The organism is Phycisphaeraceae bacterium, assembly GCA_019454185.1.
Classification (GTDB): Bacteria; Planctomycetota; Phycisphaerae; order Phycisphaerales; family UBA1924; genus JAHBWV01.
Genome location: CP075368.1, coordinates 2,581,681 through 2,607,661, shown reverse-complemented (window position 1 = coordinate 2,607,661; position 25,981 = coordinate 2,581,681). Strand labels below are relative to the sequence as shown.

Sequence of the window (25,981 nt, the reverse complement as noted above, 5' to 3'; positions counted from 1 at the left end):
GACTTCGTGACTTCGTGACTTGATGACTTCGTGACCTGATGACTTCGTCACTACGTCACTCTGTCACTTCTTCTCACCCATTCACGTTCATCACGACCTTGATTCCTTCGCCGCTCATCATGGTCTCGAACGCCTGCTCGAACTTCTCGATCGGGAACTCGTGGGTGATGATCTCATCGAGTTCCAACTTGCCCGAGAGGAGCAGTTCTTCCATCTGGTACCAGGTCTCGAACATCTTTCGTCCGTTGATGCCCAGGACGGTCGCGCCCTTGAAGACGACGTGCTCGGTGATGTTCCACGTGATCGGCTTGGAGGGGATCCCGAGGATCGCTGCTGTTCCCCCGTTCCGCATCGAGCGGAAGCCCTCGTCGAACGCCGAGGGCGCGCCCGACATCTCGAGCAGCACATCGACGCCCTCGCCGCGGCATGCCTTGCGGATCTCATCGACGTACCCCGTCCCCTGGCGGACATCGAACGCCTCGACCGCGCCGAGCTTCTTCGCGAGTTTCAGGCGTTCGGGGTTGACATCGGTCGCGAAGATCCGTCCTGCGCCCGCGGCTTTGGCGACGGTGACGGCCATCAGCCCGATGATGCCGACGCCGGAGATGAGGACGCTCTTGGCCGACACGTTCGCGGCCATGACGGTGTGGACGGCGTTGCCGAGCGGGTCGAGCACCGCCGCGACTTTGTCGGGGATCTTGGCGTGCACGGGCCAGACGTTCTCTTCGGGGACGACGACGTAGTCGGCGAAGCATCCGTCGCGGTCGATGCCGATGATGCGGGTGTCGGAGGCGATGTGGGCGTTGCCGGTGCGGCTGTTGAAGTCCATCCACTGGGTGATGTGGCCCTCGGCAGAGACGCGCAGGCCCGGCTTGTACTTGGTAACGGCCGAGCCGACCTCTTCGATGACGCCCACGAACTCATGGCCGGTGACGATGCCGACGGGGATGCGCCCGGCGGCCCACTGGTCCCACTCCCAGATGTGGCGGTCGGTGCCGCAGATCCCGACCTTTGAGACGCGGATGAGGACATCGCGCGGGCCGCAGGCGGGCTTCTGGCGTTCGGGGTCGAACTTGAGTGCGCTTCCGGCGTGGTGCTTGAAGAGTGCGCGCATGGTGCGGGTTGGCTCCTGGGACGGGTGCTCCCTGAGGTGTGGGGAGCAGGGGGTGTCACGGGGGCGCAACAGGCGCCGTGCCGGGCCGATATTGTCCGCGTACGGAGAGAGCCGATCAATGCTCGGGCCGGTATCTAGAGGGAGAACCGCGTCTTGACCTGCGAATGTTGCCCGGGCTTGCTCCCGGTTGCCGCTTCTGTATGTAGGATCACACCGTGAGCCGGGCACAAGCCAAACCGAACGCCTTCCTGTTTCTTGCGGCGACCAGCCACGGCGGGCGGCGCTTCGGCCTAAGGCAGGCACAGGGCGAGCGTGCCCTGGCGGAGTCTCTGCGGCGCGAGCGGCTGGTGCTGATGCGGACGTGGGTCTTGCCGGCGTGGGCGGCACCCGACCTGAAGCTGAGACTGAAGGACTTTGAGGCGTTGAACGGGCAACTGGCGCAGTTGCTGTCGAGGGGTGTGCCGCTGGTCGAGGCGTTGGAGGTGACGGCGACGGTGGTTCATCCTTCGTGCCGCCCGATTGTGGTGCGGATGAAGGAGCTGGTCGCGGCGGGTACGAGTTACGGGGATGCGTGTGCGCAGGTCGGTGTGTTCGACACGGTGTCGATCGCGGTGTACAGGGCCGCGGAGCGCACGGGGGACCTTGCGGGCGCGTGCAAGCAGTTGGCGATCTCGGCGAAGCGTCAGTTGGCGGTGTCGGGGAAGGCGGCGACGTTGCTGATCTATCCGGCGATCGTGATGACGATCAGCATCGGCGTGACGGTGATGATGCTGACGGTGATCGTGCCGAAGGTGGGGAACGCCCTGGTGAGCGGCGGGATCGAGCTTCCGTGGTTCACGAAGATGCTGATGGCTCTGGGCACGTTCCTGAGAGAGCAGTGGCTGATGATCCTGCTTGTGCTGCTCGGGGTGGTCGCGGGTATGGTCTTCCTGAGAAAGCAGCTCGGCGCGGTGCTGATGCGGGCCATGCGTCGCACGCCGCTGGTGAAGGGTGTGGTGCTGACGCAGGAGTCTGCGCGTTTCTTCAGCGTGATGGCGGCGATGACCCGGGCGGGTATTCCGCTTGCTGATTCGCTGGGCGTGGGTGTGAACGCGATCGGGCACCCCCGACTGAAGAGCGAACTGGCGACGCTGCGGACGAAGCTGATCGAGGGCGGGCTGCTGCGGGTGCTGATTGAGCGGGTGGAGTCGCTGCCGCTTGCGACGCGCCGGCTGTTGATCGCGGCGGAGCGGTCTGGTGACCTTGAACAGGCGTTTGATGGTCTTGCGGCGGACCTTGCGGACGAGGTGGATAAGCAGTCTTCGCGAACGCTTGCGATGCTGGAGCCACTGCTGATCGTGCTGATGTTCGCGCTGATCGGCTCGCTGCTGCTGGCGATCATGATCCCGCTGATGAACGCGACCAGCGCGAACCTGTGAGCCGATAAGGTGGGGGCGTGTTCGGCCGTGTGCCGCCGGGCGTAACCGGCGCGTCACCGGGCCTTAGAATCCCGCACCCGGGCGTGTCTCGGGGCAGTACGTTGATACACGGGCAGAGAGCCCGATCGTGCCAGGAGGCGACAGATGCAGACTCGATCGACAACCAGGGCGTGCGGCGGGCGACGGATCGGCGTGGCCCGTGCCCGAAGGGCCTTCTCGCTGCTCGAGATCACCCTCGTGCTCGCGATCATCGGCGTGCTCATGGCCGTCGCGGCGGTGAACGTGATCGGCGGCGCGGAGCGTGCCAAGATCCGTGCCACCAAGGCGAGCATGCAGACGGTCGTCGGCCAGTTGAAGACCTATCACCTCGACAACAGCAAGTACCCCGAGTCGCTCGCGCTGCTCGTGACGGCCAAGCCCGCGTATCTTGAGAAGCTTCCTGTTGACGGGTGGGGGAATGATTTTTACTTCAAGGTGCCCGGGAAGAACGGGCGTCCGTATGACCTGATGTCCTCCGGCCCGGACGGGGAGTTCTCCAGCGAGGACGACATCGACGTCTGGCTGATCGACCAGCAATAACCCCAGCGGGAGCGGCGAGGTTGTTGCCGCAATCTCCGGCTGGGTGAGGCGTTGAGCGGAGCGTGCCCGTGACAAGCGACCAGACCAACCGGCGACCTCGGGCGGCAGGCCCATCCGGGCGCCGGGGCATGACCCTGCTTGAGGTCGTGCTGGCGATCGCGACGGTGGCGCTGCTGGCGAGCACGGTGCTCGGCGCGGTCACGTATATGCACCAGGTGGAGATCCGTCAGACCCACCAGTTGGCGACGGCCGAGCTGGCGAACCGCATGATGCTCCAGTATCTCGACGACAAGTCGGCGATGCCGAGCCCTATCACCCCCCTTGAGTACGGACCCCATCGATACCGCTGGTCGCTCTCGGAGTCTCCGGTCGGGTTCGAGGCGATCGAGGTGCAGGACAACTCGCCCGCGCAGGGCGGGCGCACGCCCCGCAACGCCATTCCGCCCGAGCGTCGCTACAAGCTGGTCACCGTCCGCGTCTGGCTCAGCGAAGAGTCGGGCGGTTCGATGCAGGCGACAGAGGGTGTGGTGCAGGCCCAGATCGGGCGGCTGATCGATCTGCTCGCGTTCCGAAACCCCGACTCGGCCGAGAACCTGTTGAAGCAGCCGGGAGGCATGCAGCAACTGCTTGAGGCGATCGGCGCGGGACCGATGCAGCCGAGCCAGCAGGGTGGGCGTGGATCGACCCAACCGACTGGACAGCCAAGTGGTCAACCGACGGGCCAGCCGACGGGTCGAGGGGGTGGACGATGACCGCTCCCCTCCGGCGATCCTTCACGCTGATCGAGACGATGCTCGCGGCATCGCTGGGTGCGCTCGTGCTGGTGGGGATTCTGGGTATCGCGGCCCTTGTTGATCGATCCGAGACGGGATCATCGACGCGTCTGGCGCGCACCAGTGAGCTCGAACAGGCCCAGACGGTGATCCGACGGGCTCTGGGTTCTCTGGCGATGGCGGGCGGGAGCGCGCCGATGCAGCAGCAGGGTCGTCAGGGCTCGCAGAACTCGACCGCGCCGGCAGCCGCGGCACCCACCTACACGCCCACGCCGCGGCTTGTGCTGGCGCCGATGGATATCGACCCGATCGCGGCGGCGGCGATGGGGGAGGAGATCAGCGGGCTTCGGGCCGGTCCTCAGCGGGTGCAGTTTGCGCTGACGACGCTGCCGCTTCCGGAGCGGGCGTTTGTCGCGCCGGCGGGTCTGATGTCAAGAGGACAGGGCGTGAGCGCGGGGGTCCGCACGGAGCCGTCGTCGAGCTCCGCTTCGGAGCGAGAGGAAGAGCCGGCGCTTGAGGACGAGTCCGGGGCGAGCGAATCGACCGAGAGTTCGGAGATGGTCCCGATCTTCTGGGGTGCGCTGGAATTGACGCCCCCGGATCTTCTTTCTGAGCGTCCGGACCAGGAAGGGTGGACGCTGTGGTGGAGGCAGATTGCCCAGCCCCCGAATCCGACTGCGGGGCTTGAGACGTTCGCGGCCCAGCCCCCACGGATCGCGGATCCGCGGATGGATCCTGCGGCGGTGGCGCTGGTTCGCGGGATCGCTTCTTGCAAGTGGTCTGTGTACAAGGGGCGAGAGTTGCTGCCGGCGCACGCCGCGACGTACTCGTCTGAACTGCCGGCGTATATGCAGCTTGAGATCCGAACCGTTGCGGGTGTGTATGCCAACTGGATGTTTGAGTTGGGATGGGCGACGGTGCAGGAGCCGAGCCAGGTCGCGGCGGCCAGAGAAGCTGCACGACTTCGCGAAGCACAGGGCCCGGGTGGGGGCGGGGCAGGTGAAGGGCGAGGAGGGCCGGGCGGCCAGGGTGGCGGCGGGCTCGCACGGCCGGCGCGCCCTCGTGGGGAGCGTGGTCCTGGTGGGGGGCCGGGTGGGGGGCCGGTGGGGCCGGGCGGGGGCGGCCCGAGAATGGAGCGTGGGCCGGCCCAGACCATCCGCGACGGCGGAGGGGGGCCATCATGAGGCGTGTGCTGTATCGGTTCACTTCTTCCAGGCGCGCGTACGCGCTGATGCTCGCGGTGCTCGCGGCGGCGGGGATCACCAGCATGCTCGGCCTGATGCTTGAGCGTCAGTTGACCCAGCGCTTGTCGGTCGCGCGACAGGTTGAGGCGTACCAGCGTCACCACGCCGCGAAGGGGTATCAGGAGATCGTGGACTCCTGGATCAGGTCTCTCGCGGGTCGTTCGCTTGCGCCGTTGATCGCTGATGGTGAGCGTGTGCTCACGCTCGACCTCGGCGATGGATTGCGTGCTGAGGTGACGTTCGCCGACGCCCAGGGGTCGGTGCTTTCCTCACCGGCGGGGCTGACGGGGCGTGACTTCGAGCGGGTGCGTCTGATGCGTGCCTCGCTGCCTCAGGGGTCACGAGATCGGAACGCGCCTGCGCTGACGCGCGATGTCGGGCCGGTTGCGGTGAGCATGAGATCCGCGCCTGCCGAGGTGATCCAGGCGGCGTTTGCGTCGGTCGCGGATCAGAGCGGCGGCGTTGAGTTCGCGCAGCGGCTGCTTGCGATCCGTGCCGAGCAGCCGATCCAGCAATCGGATGTCGCGAAGACCGCCATCGCCCTCGGTGTCACCCCGGAGATCCGTGCCCGCCTGAACGAGGTTCTTGTTGCGGAGCCGTCGCTCTGGTTTGTGACGGTGGAGTTACGCCGGGGAAGCGCGGGAACGGTGGTTGCGCGAGAGGGAGGCCATATCGTTGTAGCGCCGCGTCGTGCCGGTCGTGGGGCGACGAGCGGCATCTGGGAGAAGAGCAGCGCGTTCCTCACATGGCAGAAACTGCCGATCCAGTAGGGATCGGACCGACACTGGTGTCAGACTTCACACGGACGGCGGAACGACATGGGACAGACGGCGATCAATCGAGAACGAGCGCAGGCCCTTGCACATGGCGCAAGGTTTGCTGCCATTGCAATGGCACTCTGCTGCGGTGCGGTCGTGGTCTTCGGCGTGCCCGGTGCGGGGACGCGTCTCTCAGAGCCGTCGGCGACGCCGACGCCGGACGCGGTTCCCGCGGATCCACAGCCCATAGCGCGGGCTGCTGCACGCGTGGATGCCGGCGGCATCGCGACGCGGCTCGCGAGCGTCTCGAACGCGCCGAAGCCGGTCGTCACTGCGCGCGAGGTCGAACCAGAGGACTTTGGTGAGCTGGCGTATGAGCATGAAACGGTGACGGTGAACGACGAGGTCGGGTTCCTCGGGCTGATCCGCGAGCCGGGGCGAGTGCTCGCGTTGATGCGGATCGGTGGGCGTCAGGCCATCATGTGGCCGGGGCGCGAAGTCGATGGGGTGAGCATCGCGGAGATCGGCGATGACCATGTGCAGGTTGAGCGGGGCGGCACGCGGTGGCGCGTTGATCGCTCGCAGCGCAAGCAGTCGACGGTGAGCCGCATTGATGTGCCGCTGCTTCCGCCGACGCCGGTGTCGGACATGAGCGTAAGCGATCATCAGTCGCGTGAGGCCGCGATCAACGCGCTGCGTCAGAACCGGATGCAGGGGCGAGACCGGGCCCGACCCATCAACGTGGCGCCCGGGCAACAGGGCTTTCGCATGAATGACCCCGGCCGTCAGTGGCGAGAGGATTGATGAGCAGCCCGCGTGTGTGCTATGTCGAGCGGATGGATCGGGGAGTCCGGGTCAGAAGGGCCCGGCTTGTCGGCTTCCGCGCGGATGACGAGTGGACACCCGCGCCGGGCGTGCCCGGGGCGGACACCGTGGCCGAGGCGGCGGGCAGGGCGACGCAGTTGGCATCATGGATCAGGGATCGCCTGGCCGGATCGAAGTCGTCCTCGCTGGACGTGCTGTGCATCGACGCGGACGCATCGGCGTGCACGTGGATCGCCGCGCCCTCTTACGAGACGCCGGTGGTCGAGGCCGTGCTCCGCCAGCGTGTTGCTTCGGGCGGCGAGTTGGACGGATCGCAGCCGAGCGCGATCTCGACGCTTGCCTCTGTGCTGGGTGATCGGGCCGAGGTCTCGGTGCAGCCGATCGCCGAGGCAGCGCGGGTCCGTCGTCGCTCCACGTTCGCGGGCATCAAGGGCGGGGGCGTGCCGAACGGATCGCCCGCGAGCGTTCGCGTGCCGGTGATGGCGGTGCCGGATGCGTCTGTTCGCCTTCTGACGGACGAGTTGGATCGCCTGGGTGTGACGGTTGAGACGGCGATGTCGATCTGGCACGCGGCTGCGCTGGCCTGGGACGCGGGTTGGAGTCGGGTCGAGCGTGAGGGTGCGTCGGAAGATCGCGTCGTTTCGGAGAGTGTCGCGACGCAGGCGACGATCCTTGTCGACGGGGATTCGGGCCGTTTGCTTTGGGTCTGGTCGCGGGGCGGGCTGCTGGTTGCGGCGGGCTCGATGCTCGTGCCGACGGTGAGCGACGGCGATCGAGCTGTTCCGATTCTGGTTCCTGAGCATGCGTCGCGTCTGGCGACAGAGTTTCTCTCATGGGGCGTGCAGACGGGCGCATCGCCCGCGCGGACGATCGTTGTGACGCCCGAGTCGGAGACGGTTTCGGCGTTCGGTCACGCGCTGACGCGCGCGATGCCGGGAACGACGGTGGATGTTGCTGTCGATGCCGATCCGATCGGCGCGACGATGCGTCGGGTTGCGGAGCGTGTGGACGGTCGTGAGCCGGACGCGATGGACCCGCGGAGCGCGTTGGTTTCGCTCGGGGCGAGGCCGTCGCGGTCTCACCGCTCGATGTATCGATGGGCGGCGGGCGCGGTCTTCCTTCTGGCTGCGTGCGTGGGCGCGGCGGGCTGGCGGGTGCGTGAGGGCGCGGCGGATCTTCGCGACGCGACGCGTCGGGTTCGGGCGTCGGCGAGCGAGGCGGTGGCGCGGGTGAGGCCGGCGATCTCCGGGAGTCCGTTCATGGCGGCGGAGTTGGAGACGGAGCTCGTCGGGGCGCGTCGGCGGAGCATGCCTCCGGATGCGTTCCAGCCGGCGCGTCCGATCCTGAGCGAGCTGGATGGTCTGTCGTTCCTGCTGTCGCTTCCGACGCTGACGCTGGATGACATCGAGTTGTCTCCTGCGAATGGGCGGGTGACGTTCTTCGTGCCGGACACGGCGATGGCGCAGGAGATCGAGGCGGCGTGCCGCGAGATCGACGGGCTTTCGATCTCGTGGAAGGCGGAGATCCGGACGATTACCGAGGGTCCGTCCGAGCGTCGTGTGCGTTGCACGCTGACAGGGGTGTGGCCTGCGCGTGCGTCATCGGCCGGGGGTGGCTCATGAGTTCGCCAGGCCCTTCGCGGATCGATCCGACGGCGCGTGTGTCGCTCGATGACCGGTTCGCCATCGCGTCTTCCGCTTCGGCGACGGAGCGTCTGAATCGTCCTCGCCATCTGGTGCTTTTCTCGCTGCTTGTGCTGGTGGTCGCGTTCTTCTACCTGGGCTCCGGGATCAGCGATCGTGCTGCGGCGGTGCGCGGGTTGAAGCGTCAGCAGCGCGATGCGGAGAAGGTGATCGCGACGGCGAACGAGCTGGCGGTGCTGGATGAGCGTGCCGCAGCGGACCCGACGAGCGGGTTCGGCGCGCCGATGCCGGATGTTCTGGTGCGTCTGGAGCGATTTGCGAGCGAGTCGGGTCTGGCGCAGGGGCTGAGCCACCGGCGCGGTCCGGGCGAGGTGAAGGGAGGCGCGACGATGTACCGGTATCCGTATGAGATCCGAGATCCGAATCTTGAGAACGTGATGCTGTGGCTTCAGCGGAGCGTGGACGGGATTCCGGGGCTCGAGGTGCAGTCGCTTCGGATCAGGCCTGAGCCGCAGTCGTGGTATGTGAGTGTGACCCTTTCAAGGTGGGAGCGGAGCCAGTGAGAGGCAAGCTGAACAAGGCGGTTCGGGCGGGCGTTTTCGTGGCGGGGGCTGCGGGTGCGTGGGCCGGGTTGCCGGGGTGCGCTTCCACTCAGAAGCAGGACCCTGGTGCGATGGCTGATGCGGTGGCGCAGAACCAGTCGAGGGGCCTGCAACTGGCGCGTGATGCGCAGCGACAGGCGGATCGGGGCGAGACCGAGCGCGCGATCGAGACCTACAAGCAGGCGGTCGCCTCGTGGCGCGAGATGCCCGCGGCGTGGAACAACCTCGGCGTGCTGCTGATGCAGGAGCAGAACTACGCGGACGCGGTGAGCGCGTTCAAGGTCGCGGCGGATCTGTCGCCGACCGATCCGAGGCCGCTGGAGAACATCGCGGTCTGTTATGTGAGGAGCGGCTGGGCGAGCGACGCGCTGCGTTACTACGGGATGTCGCTGGAGCGTGACCCGAACCGGCTTGAGTCGCTGCGGGGGGCGGTGCGTGCGGCGGAGATGGTGCGGGTGCGTGATGAGGCGACGCTGGAGCGGATCCGGCGGGCGTTGCTGGTCGAGACCGATGAGCGGTATCGCGAGTATTTCGAGCGTCAGCAGCAGCTTGTGAGCGCGGCGATCGCGAGCGGGTTGCCGTAAGGGGAGGTCGCGGCATGGCCGGGAGCTCTTCTGTCTCCGCGGAATTGTCCGTGAAGATCGGGCGATGAGCCGTTAGAATCACGGTATGAACCGCGAGGAACTGCTCTCACGCATATCGATCGATCCGAACATCTGCTTCGGGAAGCCGTGCGTCCGCGGGCATCGGATCTGGGTTTCGCTGGTGCTCGATCTGTTGGCGAGCGGCTCGACGCATGAGGATCTGCTTCGCGAGTACCCTGGACTGGTCGAGGATGACATCCTTGCGTGCATCGCGTATGGGGCTGAGATGAGCCGCGAGCGGTATGTGGAACTCCCGACACGAAAGCCGGCGTGATGTTCAAACTTGACGAGAACATCGGTCGCGGGGCGCACGCTGGTTGCCCATCTGGAGCGTGCGAGCCCGAGCGGGAAGCTCTGGATCGTCGAGGGGAGCAGGGTCCGAGAGTACCAGCCGCCGGACTGAGCGAGACTCAGAGGCGTGACGCGGCGAGACTGGCCAGTTCGGAGCGTTCGCTCTTGGCGAGCATGACGTGCCCGACGAGGCCGAGCCCCTTCATTTTCTCGACGGTGTACGAGAGGCCGTTGGATGAGGAGTCGAGGTAGGGGTTGTCGATCTGACCGATGTCGCCGGTGAGGACGAGCTTGGTGCCTTCGCCGACGCGGCTGACGATGGTCTTGACCTCGTGGGGCGTGAGGTTCTGGGCCTCGTCGACGATCATGAACTGGTGCGGGATCGAGCGGCCGCGGATGTAGGTGAGGGGTTCGAGGACGAGGCGTCCATCGGCGATGAGTTTCTCGATGCGTTGCTCGCTGGAGTGTGAGTCGGGGGTCTGGAGCTGGGCCCCGCGCGTGGAGAGGAGGTATTCGAGGTTGTCGAAGATCGGCTGCATCCAGGCGGTGAGTTTCTCGTCTTTGTCGCCGGGGAGATAGCCGATGTCGCGTCCCATGGGCATGATGGGGCGGGCGACGAGGAGCTTGTCGTAGCGTTCCTCGGCGAAGACCTTGGCCATGCCTGCGGCGATCGCGAGGAGGGTCTTGCCGGTGCCCGCGCCGCCGAGAAGCGTGACGAGGCGGATCTCGTCGTCCATCAGGAGGTCGAAGGCCATGGTCTGCTGCACGTTGCGGGCCATGAGGCCGTAGACGGGCTTGCGGGGACCTGTGACGGGGATGACGTGGTCTGTGTCGGCGAGGCGTCGGCAGAGGCCGGTGTGGTCGGGGTCGTCTTTGCTTTTGAGGACTGCGAACTGGTTGGCGGTGATCTCGCGTGTGTAGGAGCCCCGCTCGGGATCGGAGAAGGTGAGCGCGTGCGCGAGGCGATCGACGGCGAGGAGGCGGTCTTTGTAGAGGGAGTCGATGAGCTCGTCCTCGACCTCGATGGTGATGAAGCCGGTGTAGAGGCGGTCGAGGTCGATCTTCTGGTTCTCGAAGTCTTCGGTGGTGATGCCGAGTGCGTCGGACTTGATGCGCGCGGAGAGGTCTTTGGAGACGAAGACGGTGCGGACGCCGCTCTTCTGAAGGGAGTAGGCAACCGCGATGATGCGGTTGTCGGGCATCTCTTCGCGGATGGCATCGGGTCGCTCGTGGTCGCCGACGTCGATGCGGATGGTGCCGTTGAGTCCGTCCGGGCTGACGGAGGCGGCAGCGCCGACGCGCGGGCTGTGCTCGCCCCATCGGACGCCGTCGGTGAGGCGTCCCTGTGTGCGGAGCCGGTCGAGGTGGCGGATGGTCTCGCGGGCGTTGCGTCCGAGGTCGTCTTCTTTGCGTTTGAGCTTGTCGAGTTCCTCGATGACGGTGAAGGGGATGATGACGTTATGCTCCTTGAACACGAACAGGGCGTTCGGGTTGTGGAGCAGGATGTTCGTGTCGAGGACGAAGTTCTTGACACCGTTGACGGTGTCGGAGGCGTCCTTGACGTTCTTGCCTTGCTTGGTCTGGCTCACCGGTGCCTTTGGCATCCAGCGGTACTCCCTTCCTTCGGTCGGTCCGGCCGGCGGCTCCGCCCCGGCGTTGGGAGAGCATATCGGATCGCGGCGATCCGGGTTGCCTGTGGGGCGGGGTGTCGGGTCAAGGAATTGCTCAGATCACGGCGTCGATGAGGATCGCGATGCCGACGGCTCCGGCGATGGCCGTCTTGACGATGAGCGCGAGGGCTCTGCCCTTGGCGGCACCGGATGCGCTGGCGAGGGACTGTCGCCAATTTTTTTCGGCGATGCCGCGTTCGGCGGAGAGCGCGCCGATGGCCGCGCCGCCGACGGCCCCGATGATGGTGCCGATGATGGGGAGGACGATGCTTCCGAGGATGGCGCCGATGATGCTGCCGATGGTGGCGCCCCATGCGGCGGGTCTGCCTCCACCTGACTTTGCGGCACCGTGCGCGGCTCCGAAGAACTCAACGGCTTCGCCTGCGAGGCAGAGGAGAGCGCACGCGCCGATGGTCCACCATGAGAAGGTATCCGGGAAGGAGATCTCCCAGAGGATTGCGCCGACGATGGGGAGCCAGAGCCCGGGGAGGGTGATGGCGGTGAGTGCGACGCCGAGCAGGGCGACCAGCGCGAAGGTGGAAGCTGCGGCGATCGTCATCCACACGGGCGGACTCCGGAGTGCGATCGAGCCATTGTTGGGATCGGGGGTCGCGGACTGTCGCCGGGGGAGGGCTTCAGGCGGTCTGCGACTGCTCGTTGTCCGGCTTGGTTGTTGGATCTGCTTCCGCTGCAGCGGAGAGTGGGGCGTCGGTGGTGGGCGCGGGCTTGGCGGATTCGGGGAAGGCGATGGCTTCCATGGCGAGGATCCACTGTTCGACCTTGGCGTGGCGGAGGAGATCGACCTTGATGGACTTTCCTCCGAGCGTGGCGTGCTGGGGTTTGAAGTTGAGGAAGACGATGAACTTGTGCCACTTGCGCTTGTCGATCTCGGCGAGGTCGTCGGGTGTGAGGGTGTGTCCGCCGGGGAGGGTGAGCGTGTTGGTTGCGGGGTCGAAGGTGTACTTGAGGCGCGAGACCTTGATGACCATCACGAGGACGAGGAGCCCGATGACGGTGCAGGTGACCATGATGAGGTACTGCGTAGGGATGTCGAGCGCGGAGAGGGGCTTGGGGCTTTTCTTGGAGCCCCATGAGGTCTGGAGTTCCGAGAGCCGCTTGGCGGGATCGGCGAAGGTGGTGTGCTCTTCGGAGAGGCGTCCGACGATGCTGAGGGCGTCGAGCCAGCGGAAGAGGATCGCGTCGAGTTCGTTGGTTGCTCCGGTGCGGAGGACGGCGTGGGTGCGGACGGGCTCAGGGACGCTCGCGTTCATGAGGCGGCCCTGGTCGTCGGCCTTGGCGAGGTATTCTTTTTCCATGAACTCGGCGGCCTTGATCCCTCGTTCTGGATAGGCGATGGTTGCGTCGTACCAACCCCAGACACCGAAGCCGAGGAAGACGATGATGATGATCCCCATGCGGATCAGCCAGGAGCGGTTGAGCGATGAGGTCTCGATCATGGGACGGGGTCTCCGATCGTGAAGTGGCGGTCCGTGCGGGACTTGGCCGGGCGCGGGAGCATAGGGCGACCTGGTGCCTGGGTCGTGTGATCTGTTCTCATCGGCATTCGGGGTGAATGTCTGGCCTCCGGAATCGCTCAAGTCGCTGGGCGGGTGCTGCTTGCCGTACAGTCCGAGCATGAGCGGACGAGCCCCACGGAGCGATGCGGATCCTGCGCTGGCCCGGGTTGTCGCGCAGCACGCGCGGACGTCATCCTTGCTTGGTGTGGACTTTGTGCCGGCGTATCGGTCGCCTGTTCCTGCATCGCAGGGTGGTGGGGCGATGATCGAGCCGAAGCCCACGCCGGTGGGTGTGTCGGGTGGGTCGGGTGCGGAGCGGCAGCGTCGGCTCGATGATCTGAGGGCGCGGTACGAGCGGGATGCACCGCATGCGCCGTTCATTTCGAGTTATACGAACATCGTGTTCGGCGAGGGTGATCCGTGTGCGCGGCTGATGTTCATCGGCGAGGCGCCGGGTGAGCAGGAGGATCTGACGGGGCGTCCGTTTGTGGGGCGGGCCGGTGACTTGTTGCAACGGATGATCGTGGCGATGGGACTGGAGCGGGAGCGCGTCTACATCGCGAACGTGCTGAAGGTGAGGCCTCCGAACAACGCGACCCCGACGCTGGAGGAGACGCGTGCGAGCGCACCGTATCTGTTCGAGCAGATCGAGATCGTTGCGCCGGAGGTGATCGTGACGCTGGGGCTTCCTGCGACGCGCACGATCCTGGAGACTGAGGAGTCGATGGGGCGCTTGCGAGGGTTGTGGTCGGTGTTCCGGAGACCATCGGGGCTTGAGGTGCCGGTGATGCCGACGTATCACCCCGCGTATCTGCTGCGTGCGTACACGACCGAGAACCGCGCGAAGGTGTGGTCCGATTTGTTGAAGGTCGTGGAGCGGCTTGGGCTTACGCCTCGGCGTGGCGAGGGGCAGTGAGCTGACGAGCGAGTCGATTAAGGGAAAATCCGTAAAACGATCTGAGGGGCGATTTCCTCAGAGATGGGCGGAACCTCGGCCCGGAACCGATCGAAGAGACCTTTGTCGGGTGCGGTTGACGTTCCCGACGCGAGGCGATTGTCCTCTTTCTCCAGACCCCCACGAGACCCGGCGCTTGGCCTCTGGCTGAGTGCCGGGTTTTTCTTTTTCACCGGATGTCGGCGGGGGTGTGGCGCGGAGCGGGCGCGTGAGAGCGGTCTGCGATCCTGGTCATGTTGAATGGGATCGGATGTGCGGGCGGCGGCTATGAGGTCCCGTTTCAGGGGGACTCGGTTGTGGGCGCGTCTGCCGGTTCGGCTTCGGATTCGCGTGGCGTGGACTTCTTGCCGAAGGTGAGTTCGGTTTCGGGGGGGAGTTTGGAGATGGAGTCGATGACCCATCTCGGCCTGCGCGATGTCTCGGCGCCTGACCAGGTGTTGGTGAATGAGAACTCGATCTTGTCGCCGACGGCGAGGCCTTCGAGTGTGACGCCTTGAGCGAGATCTGGGAAGGGCATGATCATGGCGTTCATGCCGATGAGTTTGCCTGCGCCATCGACGAAGTCGTTGATTGCTTCGTGGCGGATCTGGAGTTCTGCGGTGGGCTTGCTGCGATCGGGGAGGGATTCGATGATGCCGCGGGTCTGGTAGGTGTGAGTGATGGGCGCGGGATCCTGTGCGCCGTTGGCGGCGCCGGGCTTGACGTCTGCGGCGCGGTCGCAGGCGGAGCAGAGCAAGAAAGAAGCCGTTGCGAGTGCAACGGCTTTGAGAGCGGTCTTCATCGATGGGCTCCTGCTCAGTTGAAAGCGGGAGATGCGAGCACCGGCGTGAGTTGCGGAGACTCAGGCGGCTTCGATCTTGATGAACGCGGAGACGGCGGCGATGTCGTGGGCCATGTCGAGGGTGTAGGGCATGGACCAGGTTGCGCCTTGGGTGACGCGGACGACCTTGCCGCACTTCTCGCGCTTGTACCAGTCGCGGTTGCCGCGGTTATAGACGACCATTTCCTGCTGGCGTCGGCGGTGTCCCTTCTTGAGTGCGCGCTTTGCGCCGGCATCTCGGCGCATGAGGCGCTCGATGGTGGAGGTCTGGTCGTCGGTGGCTGGGAGGGCGGTCACGGTGCACTTGACCTGCTGACCGGGCTTGAACGTCGTCATAGGGGACCTCACGATCGTGCGATGCCTCGGGGCGCGACACCCCGAGCAGGGCCAAGAGTCTAGCGCGCAGCCGCACGGGGTCTACGGGTGGTTGCTTGATACATGGTGGTCTGCTCGGAAGTGGCGTGCGCGCATCCTACCATTGGATCGAATGAGCACTCCCGAGCCACAGCCGAACCAAGTTGCCCCTTTCAATGCGTCGTTTGAGCACCATCTGAAACCGAAGTTGCGTCCTGTCCGGGGCTTTCCGGCCCAGATGGGTGAGCAGCAGGTGCTTGGTCTTGCGGATGCACGCCAGATCTCGCAGAAGGTGGTGTTCACGATGCCAGCGGCACAGTTGATTCTGCCGTTGATGGACGGGAATCGTTCGGTCGACGAGATTGTGACGCAGGTGGGGAAGGGTTTGACCCGTCCGATCCTGGAGCAGTTGGTGGCGCAGTTGGATGATGCTGGTCTTTTGTTTGGTCCGACGTTCGAGGGGATGATGGAGAAGATGCGCGAGGAGTTCGATTCCTCGCCGACGCTGCCTCCGGCCTCGACGGCGGCGTTTGCGGATGCGTTGGTGAATCAGGAGCTGGGTGAGGAGGCGACGGAGGAGCAGCGAGCGGAACTGGGGCCTGCCAAGTTGCGGGCGATCATGGACCAGTGGATCGCGAAGGCGTTGGAGAGCGCGGCGAATCCTTCGTTTGATGCGTTGCCGGCGGCGATCGTTGCCCCGCACGTGGATTACGCGCGGGGGTGGGTGAACTACGCGAGCGTGTGGGGGCGGATGCGGGTGGTTGATCGTCCGGACCGGGTGGTGATCCTGGGGACGAACCACTTCGGGCTGGGGACTGGTATCACGGCGTGTGACAAGGGGTTCCAGAGCCCGCTGGGGACGTGCGAGGTCGATGAGCAGATCGTCGCGGGGCTGCGTAAGCGTCTTGGTGACAAGGTCTTCGAGAATCGTTTCGACCACGAGCGCGAGCACTCGATCGAGTTGCAGATCCCGTGGATTCAGCACTGCCTGGGGCCGGATGAGAGCGGGCGGTTCTGCAAGGTGGTCGGGGTGCTGGTGCACGACCCGAGTGTGAACAACGGTGAATCGTACGATGGGAAGGGTGTTGCGCTGGCTCCGTTTGTGGAGGCGATGCGTGAGATCCTGGCCGAGATCCCGGGGAAGACCCTGGTGGTGAGTTCGGCTGATCTGAGCCATGTCGGTCCGGCGTTTGGGGACCAGCAGAAACTGGGCGGGGATGAGTCAGAGGCGGTCGCGTTCAGGAACCGGATTTTCCAGCACGACCGGGAGATGCTGGAACTGGTTCGTCAGAACAAGCCGGAGGATCTGGTGGCGGCGATGGCCTGGCAGCAGAACCCGACGAGGTGGTGCTCGACGGGGAACCTGGTGGCTACGCTGCAAATCGTTGCGCCGCAGACAGTTGAGATTCTGCATTATGCCGCGGCGATGGATCCTCAGGGCGTCGGGATGGTTTCTTCCGTCTCGATGTCGATGGCGTGATCCATGGGCGTGGTGTTGATGGTGTGCGGGGGGGTGATGGCGTCGTTTGGGGCGGTGCTGATCGCTCGGGGTCGATCCGGGATCACGCGGAGCGAGGGTGCGAAGCCGGGCGCGTGGACGCGGCTTGGGTGTGGGCTGGGGGCGTTTGTGCTGGGGTATCACATGTTTGGTTGGGGTTCTCCTGCATCGTGGGTGCCGCTGAAGGCACCGGCGGAGATGTGGTGGGTGGTGGTTGCGGGGTGCGCGGTGGTGGTCCTCGGGAGTTGGGGGATGGACCGGAAGGATCGTGTGTTGTCGCAGGGTGCGTGATGGGTGTGGTGGTGGGGTGCCGGGGGTCACTGGTGTGTCACGGCGGGCAGGATGGGGTGATCGCCGGGCATCCTTGGGGCGTATGGGTTCGTATGGAAGGTTCATCGATCGCGTTCGCGATTCAGTCGGCGTGATGGTTGTGAGCAGGTTGGGTGCTTTGTGGATAATGGGCGTGTGGTGTACCATCGCCACCCCGTATTCGGCCGGGACGGTGACGGCGACGGGACGTGGTCAAAGGAAGGTCGGATGATTCGTGCCGCTGTCGGTGCGGATCGGAGGTTCGGACATGCCATCGTCGAATGTGTGCTGGGGAATCGAGGTCGGGGCGGGCGCTATCAAGGCGATCAAGCTTGAGAGCGATGGCGAGGGCGTGCGTGTCGTGGACTTTGCGATCGTTCCACACGCGAAGGTGCTCTCGACGCCTGACCTGGACCAGAACGACGCGTTGCGTGTGGCGCTCGGCGCGTTGGCGAGCCAGTATGACCTGTCGGGGGCGACGATCGCGGTGAGCGTGCCGGGGCATGCGGGGTTTGCGCGGTTTGCGAAGCTTCCTCCGGTGGAGCCGAAGAAGGTTCCGGACATCGTGAAGTTCGAGGCGGTGCAGCAGATCCCGTTCCCTCTTGAGGAGGTTGAGTGGGACTATCAGACGTTTGTGAGCCCGGACTCGCCGGATGTGGAGGTGGGGATCTTTGCGATCACGAAGGATCGGATCCGCGAGCGTCTGGACATGCTGGCGGACGTTGGGATTGTGCCGCAGATCGTGACGCTCGGGCCTGTGGCGGCGTACAACGCGTTGGCGTTCGATCTGTCGTTCACGGAGCAGACGGCGGGGACGATTCTGCTAGATATCGGCACGACGTCGACGGATCTGGTGATCGCGGAGTCTGGGCGTGTGTGGATCAGGACGTTTCCGATCGGCGGTCACCAGTTCACGAATGCGTTGGTTGAGGCGTTCAAGCTGACGTATCCGAAGGCGGAGAAGGTGAAGCGAGAGGCGGACACGAGCAAGGCGGCGCGTCAGATCATGCAGGCGATGCGTCCGGTGTTCCAGGATCTTGTGCAGGATGTGCAGCGTTCGGTGGGGTATTACCAGTCGCTGCATCGCGAGGCGAAGCTGACGCGGCTGATCGGTCTTGGCTCGACGTTCAATCTTCCGGGGCTTCGGAAGTTTTTGAAGCAGCAGTTGCAGCTCGACGTGTACCGCATGGAGGAGTTCAAGCGGCTGAAGGCGGAGGGGGATCGGGCGTCGGGGTTCAATGACAACGTGCTGACGCTGGCGACGGCGTATGGGTGCGCGATCCAGGGCCTCGGGATGAACGCGATCAATGCGAACCTGATGCCGACGGCGATCCTTCGTACGACGATGTGGAAGAACAAGCAGAAGTGGTTCGCGACGGCGGCGGGTCTTGCGGTGGCGGCGACGGGCGCGATGTTCATCCGTCCGATGCTGGATTCGAGCGCGGTGGCGGGTGCGCCGAGGCCCCGCGCGATTGATGATGCGGTGAGCGCGTTCAAGCGTGCGCAGTCGGAGGCGACTGCGGCGGGTGTTGTCGGTGCGGCGGGAACGAACCTGACGGCGGCGAACATCATCACGCTGATGAAGGATCGGGAGGTGTATCCGCACCTGGCGAACGATCTTGCGTTGATGGTGCGGAGCGCGGATGCGCGGGCGACGACCGGGTCGCGTCCTGCGCTTCGGATGGTCTCTTACAAGACGAACTATCTCGGGGTGGTGACGCCTCGGGGCGAATCGGGCTCTGACCCTTACGAAGATCGCGGGGGCGGGCGTGGACGGGGGCGCGAGGAGGAACTCCGTGATGGCGACGCTCCGGCGGGCCCGACGATCGAGGTTGAGATCGTGTTCGCGACGCCTGAGCCGCAGGTGCAGCAGTTCTACCGCGCGACGATCGGTGACTGGCTGGACCGGAACCGTGCGAGGGCGGGCGTGCCTTATGTGATCGTGCCCCCCGAGATTCGAGAGGTTGTGTTCGCGGAGGCGAAGCCGAGCACGCCGACGCGTCCGGCGGAGACGCTGACGTTCAACGAGGGTGGGCGCGAGACGGCTTCTGAGGGCGAGGGGCGTCGGTTTATCTCTGGTCCGCAGACGCCTGCGCGTCCGGTGGTGCAGATTGTGGGCGAGGGCGGTCCTGCGGCGTCGATGGTGGAGGAGACGGCGTTCAGGGCGGCGAACGAGGCGGTGGAGGTGTTGGCGCCGATCGTGCCGGATTCGCCTCCCGGGTATCCGGATGAGGCACGGATCACGGTGAAGTATCGGGTTGTGGTGAAGCCGACGCAGGCGGCGGAATCGGAGGACGGGCTGTGAAGAACATCCTCGGCTGGGTCAAGTCGAATCTCGTTGTCGTGATCTCTCTGGTTGTGATCCTCGTGTCGCTGCCGACGGGGTATGTGTTCGCGAACGGGTGGAACAAGAAGATCCGCACGGCGCGTGAGGCGGAAGCGAAGAAGGCGCTCGCGGACGTGAGTTCGACGACGGTGACGTACGCGTTGCCTGCGGCGATGCCCGGGGATCGTCCGCTGGACATGAGGGCGGTTCCGACGGCGGAGTTGACCGAGTGGTTCAAGGAGCAGCGTGCCCGTGTCGAGGCGGAGGTCAGCGGCGTGGTCTCCGAGGCGACGGAGTTCAATCGCAAGGGGCGGAAGCCGCTGGTGGAGGGGATCTTCCCGCGTGCTTCGAATCGTCGCGATGAGGAGCAGCGGATTTTCGCGTTCATCGCGGCGTTGTGCGGGGATCCGGAGCGGAACCAGCCGTCGGCGTATCAGCGTCTGATCACGCGGTTCGGGGCGGGGGATCGCGCGGAGGCGTCGAAGGTCGCGGCTGCGTTGAAGGATCTGAACGATCGGTTGCGTGCCGCGAACGGGAATCGCGCGCTGACGGTTGACGAGACCACGGCGTTGACGAAGCAGTTGACGGATCGTCGGATCGGGGAGTTGCGTCGGCGTGCGCAGGAGATCAGTTTCTACGCGACGCCGGGCTCGTTCAGCGTGGACACGAACCAGCAGAAGGCGGGATGGTCGAACGTTCCGGTGACGAAGCCGGGCGGCGTGCCGACGCTGGATGAGTGCTTCGTGTACCAGTGGGACTATTGGGTGATCGAGGACGTGATGGCGGCGCTCGCGAAGGCGAACACGGACGCGACGGGCGATCAGATGATGGTCGAGCGTGCGCCGGTGAAGCGTCTGGTCTCGGTGCTGATCAAGGATCCGCCGATCTACACGATGGGTTCGACGGACAGTTCCTCGCGTGACTCGTTCGGCAGGAACGAGCCGGAGCCGACGTTCGCGTTTGCGGGCGGCGTGCCGCTGGATCTTTCGGTCTCGATCAGCGGCCGGAAGACCGACGCGGAGCGGAACAAGGTGTATGACGTTCGATTCGCCGAGGTGACGGTGATCGTGGCGAGCGATCGCCTGCAGGATGTGCTGTCGGCGTTCTCTCAGACGAACTTCATGACGGTGATCGACCTTGATCTTGCGGATGTTGATCCGTGGGCCGAGCTGAAGGACGGGTATTACTACGGATCGGATCATGTGGTGAAGGCGACGATCGGGATTGAGTCGGTGTGGCTGCGGAGTTGGCTGGGTCCGCTGATGACGCCGACGATCTCGAACAACCTCGGTGTAGAGGCATTCAACGAGAACGACTGAGTCGTTCTCTGCCGGTGTGTGAGGATTCTGACGGTCGGCGGCGCGTCGTGAGACCCGTTGCCGTGCAGGCCAGGAGCATGCGATGAAACTCAAAGGCATCAATCCGATCGAGCAGCACGTTGAGAAGGTGGTTATCGCGGGCGCGTCCGCGGTGGCCCTGCTCGTGATCGCGATGCAGTTCACGACCCAGCCGAACATGGTGCAGCCCGATTCCAAGGGGCGGAAGCTGCCTCCGGCGAAGGCGTTTGAGCCGGCGGAGGCCGCGGCGACCCAGCTCACTGCGCAGCTTCGCACGAAGCCGACGCTGCCCGAGCCGCCCGCGCTCACGCTGCTCAGCGATTTCAAGGCGGCGTCTGAGCGTCCGCTGATCCAGACGGATGCGAGGGTCGCGCTGGGTGTGCCGGCGAAGATCGGGGGCGGCGTGATCGCGCCAGCGTCGGACGGCCGGTACGCGGCGGTGGTCGTGCCCGCGCCCGTGTCGCCGATCGCGGCGGTCTTCGAGGGTGCGATCGATCCATCGACGGTTGTGCAGTATCCGGAGTTGAAATCGCGTGAACTGGTTCCGATGGAGCAGCCGTACGACAAGGCGTCGGTGAGCGTCGAGGCGACGTTCAGCGGGACGGCGTTGCGTGCGGCTCTGGAGGCGGATCCTGACGGTGAGGCGGGGGAGCTGCGCCCGATTCCGATCCAGTGGTGGCGCGATGGTGTTGAGATCCTGGGTGTGCAGCTCGAGCGTGCGCAGTTGCGTCCTGATGGGACGTGGGGCGAGCCGGTGCTGGTGGGTTCGCTGCCGGGTCGTGTCGATCTTGTCTCGGAACTGGCCGGGGCGAGCCGCGTGACGGTGTCGCTGGTGCGGAGTGTGATCGAGCAGGCGCGGATCGCGCCGGAATCGGTGCAGCGTCCGGAGTACTTTGCGTATATCGCGGGCGAGGAGTGGATCCCTCCGAGCGATGCGGTTCGGCGTCAGGCGCTGGATGAGCGTCGTGCGAAGGTCGAGCGCGTGACGCAGCAGATCGAGGAGCTCGAGGCGAGACTTGCGACGCTGGAATCGGAGCTTGCATCGGCCCCGACGTCGCTGACCCAGACGCAGCCCCAGACCGATCCGGGTGGTGGCGGCGGCGGCGGCGCGGGCGGCAAGGGGACTGGGGGCGGCGGGGGCGGGCGCGATCCGGGGAGGACGACGAGCCAGCCGGAGCCGCGGCGGATGACGAAGGCGCAGGTCCAGCGTCAGATCGATCTTGTGAAGCGTGATCGTGACGCAAAGCAGGCGGAGCTTGTGGCGCTGGGCGGTGAGCCGGCGGACATGAGCGGGCTTGCTTCGGGTGGTGCGCAGCGGAGCGGGTTGTTGCCGACGCTGTTCGAGACGCCCTCGTTGAAGGTCTGGGGGCATGACATCACGGTGGCGCGGGGTGAGTCGTACCGGTATCGCCTGCGTGTGGTGCTGAACAACCCGGCGTTCGGGAATGCGTTGTCGCTTTCCGAGGATCAGCGTGCTCTTGCGGAATCGCCGACGCTGACGAGCGCGTGGACCGAGTGGACTGCGCCGGTCGGGGTTGACCCTGCCCGTACGTATTTCGTGACGAACGCCAGCGTCTCGGACGCTGTGGGCGGGATGCGGGCGACGGCGTCGGTGTATGAGTTCTATTACGGGTTCTGGCGGGTTGGGAACGCGAGTCTGACGCCGGGCGATCCGATCGAGGCGCGTCTGCGGCTTCCTTCGCCGGACCTGATGCCGATCTTTGAAGAGTCAGCGCTGGCTGCGGCTCCTGCTCAGCGGCCGGGCTTCCGGGAGACTGAGTTCGTTGCTCCGGGTGGGGGCAAGGGCGGGCCGATTGGTGGTGGTCCTGCTTCGGAGGCCTCGCAGGCGGCGCAACCCCAGCTGCCGCTGAACAGCAAGCCCGGGCCTCGGGAGCGGTCGGTTTCGATCGACTCTGTGTACCTGTCTACGGCGACGATGCCTGTGACGGCCGATGCGACGCCCTTGGGCGTTGCGGCGGGTGCGCGGCACTTGGTGTACTTGCGTGAGGGACAGGGACAGGTGATTGCACGCCTTCCTGATACCGAACGTGGATCTGAAGTGTTCAGGCGTCTGGAGCGATCTGCGAAGCTGGGAGAGCGTCAGGGGATGCCTGTTCCGAAGCCGGAGCAACCGAAACCGGTGCAGCAGCAGCGTGAGCGTCCGGGTACGGTTCGTGAACCGACTGGTGGTGGGGGGGGCGGCGGCGGTTGATGGGGGTTGGTTGTGGGAAAAACTGCTTGAAGAATGGCTTCATGTTGGCTTGACATCGCGGGGACTGCACCTAGAGTCCCCTCGCCACTTTTCCGAGTGGCAAAGAAGGGCCGGAAAGCCGCAAGGCAGACGGACTTTCGGGATCTGTGACAACCGGATATGGATGAAGTGTCGCGTCGTTCGAGCGGCGGCATTCGCGTAAGCGGGTGTGCACCGTGTCGAACGATGAATTGCAAGCAAGTAGACACCGAAAGATCTCTTGAGCAAAGAAGGCGAGGGGTCGGATCCAGCCGGCGTTATGCGGGTAGCCGCGGCGTCAGGTTGGTGCGACCCATAAGGGCACACGGTGGATGACTTGGCGTCGAGAGGCGATGAAGGACGTTGGAACCTGCGATAAGCCCAGGGGAGTTGGTAACCGAACTGTGATCCTGGGATTTCCGAATGGGGCAACCCACCCGCAAGGGTACTTCACTCTGAATGCATAGGGGTGAAGAGCGAACCTGGAGAACTGAAACATCTAAGTATCCAGAGGAAAGGAAAGCAAACGCGACTCCGTGAGTAGCGGCGAGCGAAAGCGGATCAACCAGTGGAAGAGCGAACGGGCTGGAAAGCCCGACCGAAGAAGGTGAAAGTCCTGTAACCGGAAGCTGGTCAGCCCATGGAGTAAACTCGGTCTCGTGGAACCCGGGTTGAAGATGGGGGGTCCACCCTCCAAGGCTAAGTACTCCTCGACGACCGATAGCGAATCAGTAAGGCGACTGAATGTTGAAAAGATCCGCGATGAGCGGAGTGAAAGAGTACCTGAAACCGTGTGCTTACAAGCGGTCGGAGCCCTTCGGGGTGACGGCGTGCTTTTTGCATAATGAGCCCGCGAGTTAGTCTGTACGGCGAGCCTAAGGCCCAACGGGCCGGAGGCGGAGCGAAAGCGAGTCTGAATAGGGCGCTAAGTCGTACGGGCTAGACGCGAAACCTTGTGATCTACCGTTGGTCAGACTGAAGGGCGGGTAAAGCCGCCTGGAGGGTCGAACGCGTGACCGTTGAAAAGGTCTGCGATGAACTGACGGGAGGACTCAAAGTGTAATCAAACTGGGAGATAGCTCGTTCTCTCCGAAATAACTTTAGGGTTAGCCTCGGTATGCAACTGCTGGGGGTAGAGCGACTGAATGGCTGTAGGGGCCTACCCGGCTACCTCGGCCAATCAAACTCCGAATACCAGCAGCCAAGTTCCGGGAGATAGACCGGGAGTGACAATATCCTCGGTCAAAAGGAGAACAATCCTGATCGCCAGCTAAGGCCCCTGATCTCAGCTTAGTTCGAAAGGAAGTCAGATTGCAGTGACAACCAGGATGTTGGCTTAGAAGCAGCCATCATTTAAAGAGTGCGTAATAGCTCACTGGTCGAGGAATCTGGCGCCGATAATTATCGGGAATAAGCGGAGAGCCGAAGCTGCGGGCACGTAAGTGCGGTAGGAGAGCGTTCCTGTCGGCGTTGAAGGGTAAGCGTAAGCGAGCCTGGAGCGTCAGGAAGTGAATATGCGGGCTTAAGTAACGATAAAGCAGGTGAGAATCCTGCTCGCCGTAAACCCAAGGATTCCTGGGGAAGGGAAATCCGCCCAGGGTGAGCCGGGACCTAAGGCGAGGCCGAAAGGCGTAGTCGATGGACATCAGGTGAATATTCCTGAGCTCTCGCGGAGATCGAACCATCGTGCGGATTCTCGAGGTTGGCGGGACTGACAGACGTCCAGGCCCTTGTGGCCGATGCCAGCGGAGAGAGTCTCTAGAAAAGCGATGGGGGCAAAGCGAGACCCGTACCAAAACTGACACAGGTGGGTGAGGCGAATAGCCTCAGGCGCTCGAGAGAACGGTCGTGAAGGAACTAGGCAACTTAACCCCGTAAGTTCGCGATAAGGGGGCCCTACCCGCAAGGGAGGGCGCAGAGAAAAGGCTCTGGGAACTGTTTATCAAAAACACAGCTCTGTGCAAACACGCAAGTGGATGTATACAGAGTGACGCTTGCCCAATGCCGGAATGTCACGGAAGGAGGTCAGCGCAAGCGAAGCTTCCGACCCAAGCACCGGTCAATGGCGGCCGTAACTATGACGGTCCTAAGGTAGCGAAGTTCCTTGTCGGGTAAGTTCCGACGCGCATGAATAGCGTAATCACTGGAGCACTGTCTCCACGACCGACTCGGTGAAATAGTAGTGGCGGTGAAGATGCCGCCTACCCGCAGCAAGACGGAAAGACCCTATGGACCTTTACTGCAAGCTCGTATTGGTCACGAGCATGAATTGCGTAGGATAGGTGGGAGGCTTTGAAGTCTGGGTTTCGGCCCGGATGGAGCCAATGGTGAAATACCACCCTGTTCACGTTTGTGGCCTAACCCCGATTCCCGTCATCCGGGCGGGGGACCGTGCGTGCCGGGCAGTTTGACTGGGGCGGTCTCCTCCAAAAAGGTAACGGAGGAGTGCAAAGGTCGGCTCAGCGCGGATGGAAACCGCGTGTCGAGTGCAAGAGCACAAGCCGGCTTTACTGCGAGTCCGACGGGACGAGCAGTCTCGAAAGAGGGCTCTAGTGATCCTACGATCCCGTGTGGAAGGGTCGTAGCTCATCGGATAAAAGGTACCCTAGGGATAACAGGCTGATCGCTCCCGAGCGTCCATAGCGGCGGAGCGGTTTGGCACCTCGATGTCGGCTCATCACATCCTGGGACTGAAGGCGGCCCCAAGGGTTCGGCTGTTCGCCGATTAAAGTGGTACGCGAGCTGGGTTCAGACCGGCGTGAGCCAGGTCGGTCCCTATCTGCTGTGGGCGTTGCAGGCTTGCGAGGAGTCAACCTTAGTACGAGAGGACTGGGTTGGACGAACCCCTGGTGATCCAGTTGCACTGCTAAGTGCACCGCTGGGTAGCTACGTTCGGCAGGGATAAACGCTGAAAGCATCTAAGCGTGAAGCCCCCCTCAAGAAAAGGCCTGCTTGCGTAAGCGAAAGACCCCTGGAAGACCACCAGGTTGATCGGCCGCAGGTGTAAGGGCAGAGATGCCTTCAGCTGAGCGGTACGAACGGTCGAAGGGTCGCACCAACCAGCCGCCGTGGTT

General features: G+C 64.5%; 22 protein-coding genes and 1 rRNA gene. 17 read left to right on the top strand and 6 right to left on the bottom strand.

Annotated features, from left to right (window positions below):
- Positions 1–73: 73 nt before the first annotated feature.
- Complete coding sequence (tdh, locus tag KF838_11115; GenBank protein ID QYK47327.1) at positions 74–1,114, bottom strand: L-threonine 3-dehydrogenase; 1,041 nt, start codon at positions 1,112–1,114, stop codon at positions 74–76.
- Positions 1,115–1,329: 215 nt separating this feature from the next.
- Between tdh and KF838_11110 the strand changes: the two genes are divergently transcribed.
- The 10 genes from KF838_11110 (at position 1,330) to KF838_11065 (ending at position 9,874) form a co-directional block, all read left to right on the top strand.
- The gene (locus tag KF838_11110; protein QYK47326.1) at positions 1,330–2,532 is read left to right on the top strand and encodes a type II secretion system F family protein; all 1,203 of its coding nucleotides are present in this window, start codon (positions 1,330–1,332) and stop codon (positions 2,530–2,532) included.
- A gap of 144 nt (positions 2,533–2,676) precedes the next feature.
- Entirely contained in the window at positions 2,677–3,111 is a 435-nt protein-coding gene (locus tag KF838_11105; protein QYK47325.1) for a type II secretion system protein GspG, read from the top strand.
- 68 nt (positions 3,112–3,179) lie between these two features.
- The gene (locus KF838_11100; protein ID QYK47324.1) at positions 3,180–3,863 is read left to right on the top strand and encodes a type II secretion system protein; all 684 of its coding nucleotides are present in this window, start codon (positions 3,180–3,182) and stop codon (positions 3,861–3,863) included.
- Positions 3,860–5,068, top strand: coding sequence for a hypothetical protein (locus KF838_11095; GenBank protein ID QYK47323.1), 1,209 nt, complete (start codon positions 3,860–3,862; stop codon positions 5,066–5,068). The genes KF838_11100 and KF838_11095 overlap by 4 nt, the downstream gene beginning before the upstream one ends.
- The gene (locus KF838_11090; GenBank protein QYK47322.1) at positions 5,065–5,898 is read left to right on the top strand and encodes a hypothetical protein; all 834 of its coding nucleotides are present in this window, start codon (positions 5,065–5,067) and stop codon (positions 5,896–5,898) included. Before KF838_11095 ends, KF838_11090 begins: the two co-directional genes overlap by 4 nt.
- Before the next feature lie 120 nt (positions 5,899–6,018).
- Positions 6,019–6,690 (top strand): hypothetical protein, encoded by a 672-nt coding sequence (locus tag KF838_11085; GenBank protein ID QYK47321.1) that lies wholly within the window; start codon positions 6,019–6,021, stop codon positions 6,688–6,690.
- Positions 6,690–8,333 (top strand): hypothetical protein, encoded by a 1,644-nt coding sequence (locus KF838_11080; protein ID QYK47320.1) that lies wholly within the window; start codon positions 6,690–6,692, stop codon positions 8,331–8,333. The genes KF838_11085 and KF838_11080 overlap by 1 nt, the downstream gene beginning before the upstream one ends.
- Positions 8,330–8,917, top strand: a complete 588-nt coding sequence (locus KF838_11075; GenBank protein QYK47319.1) for a hypothetical protein — start codon at positions 8,330–8,332, stop codon at positions 8,915–8,917. Before KF838_11080 ends, KF838_11075 begins: the two co-directional genes overlap by 4 nt.
- Complete coding sequence (locus tag KF838_11070; protein QYK47318.1) at positions 8,914–9,540, top strand: tetratricopeptide repeat protein; 627 nt, start codon at positions 8,914–8,916, stop codon at positions 9,538–9,540. The genes KF838_11075 and KF838_11070 overlap by 4 nt, the downstream gene beginning before the upstream one ends.
- Before the next feature lie 85 nt (positions 9,541–9,625).
- Positions 9,626–9,874, top strand: coding sequence for a DUF433 domain-containing protein (locus tag KF838_11065; GenBank protein ID QYK47317.1), 249 nt, complete (start codon positions 9,626–9,628; stop codon positions 9,872–9,874).
- 136 nt (positions 9,875–10,010) lie between these two features.
- On the opposite strand, the gene KF838_11060 is transcribed toward KF838_11065, so the two are convergent.
- The 3 genes from KF838_11060 to KF838_11050 form a co-directional block, all read right to left on the bottom strand.
- Positions 10,011–11,495, bottom strand: a complete 1,485-nt coding sequence (locus KF838_11060; protein ID QYK47316.1) for a PhoH family protein — start codon at positions 11,493–11,495, stop codon at positions 10,011–10,013.
- Positions 11,496–11,616: 121 nt separating this feature from the next.
- Entirely contained in the window at positions 11,617–12,120 is a 504-nt protein-coding gene (locus KF838_11055; protein ID QYK47315.1) for a DUF456 domain-containing protein, read from the bottom strand.
- Positions 12,121–12,196: 76 nt separating this feature from the next.
- Positions 12,197–13,018 (bottom strand): hypothetical protein, encoded by an 822-nt coding sequence (locus KF838_11050; GenBank protein QYK47314.1) that lies wholly within the window; start codon positions 13,016–13,018, stop codon positions 12,197–12,199.
- Between the two features lie 178 nt (positions 13,019–13,196).
- On the opposite strand from KF838_11050, the gene KF838_11045 reads away from it, so the two are divergent.
- On the top strand, positions 13,197–13,994 hold the full coding sequence (locus tag KF838_11045) for a uracil-DNA glycosylase (GenBank protein QYK47313.1): 798 nt from the start codon (positions 13,197–13,199) through the stop codon (positions 13,992–13,994).
- A 319-nt stretch (positions 13,995–14,313) separates the two neighbouring features.
- Here KF838_11045 and KF838_11040 read toward each other — a convergent pair whose 3' ends face one another.
- Positions 14,314–14,814 (bottom strand): copper-binding protein, encoded by a 501-nt coding sequence (locus tag KF838_11040; protein QYK47312.1) that lies wholly within the window; start codon positions 14,812–14,814, stop codon positions 14,314–14,316.
- 60 nt (positions 14,815–14,874) lie between these two features.
- Positions 14,875–15,189, bottom strand: coding sequence for a hypothetical protein (locus tag KF838_11035; GenBank protein ID QYK47311.1), 315 nt, complete (start codon positions 15,187–15,189; stop codon positions 14,875–14,877).
- Between the two features lie 151 nt (positions 15,190–15,340).
- Here KF838_11035 and amrB point away from each other — a divergent pair, with 151 nt between their 5' ends.
- The 6 genes from amrB to KF838_11005 all read left to right on the top strand — a co-directional run bounded on the left by amrB (position 15,341) and on the right by KF838_11005 (position 25,966).
- Positions 15,341–16,687 (top strand): AmmeMemoRadiSam system protein B, encoded by a 1,347-nt coding sequence (amrB, locus tag KF838_11030; protein ID QYK47310.1) that lies wholly within the window; start codon positions 15,341–15,343, stop codon positions 16,685–16,687.
- Between the two features lie 3 nt (positions 16,688–16,690).
- Positions 16,691–16,996 carry a hypothetical protein gene (locus KF838_11025; GenBank protein QYK47309.1) on the top strand — a complete coding sequence of 102 codons (306 nt, stop codon included), beginning with the start codon at positions 16,691–16,693 and terminating at the stop codon, positions 16,994–16,996.
- 286 nt (positions 16,997–17,282) lie between these two features.
- Positions 17,283–19,319: a type IV pilus assembly protein PilM gene (pilM, locus tag KF838_11020; GenBank protein ID QYK47308.1), complete on the top strand. Its 2,037-nt coding sequence runs from the start codon at positions 17,283–17,285 to the stop codon at positions 19,317–19,319.
- Entirely contained in the window at positions 19,316–20,659 is a 1,344-nt protein-coding gene (locus tag KF838_11015; protein ID QYK47307.1) for a hypothetical protein, read from the top strand. The genes pilM and KF838_11015 overlap by 4 nt, the downstream gene beginning before the upstream one ends.
- An 82-nt stretch (positions 20,660–20,741) precedes the next feature.
- Positions 20,742–22,889 carry a hypothetical protein gene (locus KF838_11010; protein ID QYK47306.1) on the top strand — a complete coding sequence of 716 codons (2,148 nt, stop codon included), beginning with the start codon at positions 20,742–20,744 and terminating at the stop codon, positions 22,887–22,889.
- Positions 22,890–23,212: 323 nt separating this feature from the next.
- Positions 23,213–25,966: ribosomal RNA gene (locus tag KF838_11005) — 23S ribosomal RNA — on the top strand.
- Positions 25,967–25,981 lie beyond the last annotated feature (15 nt).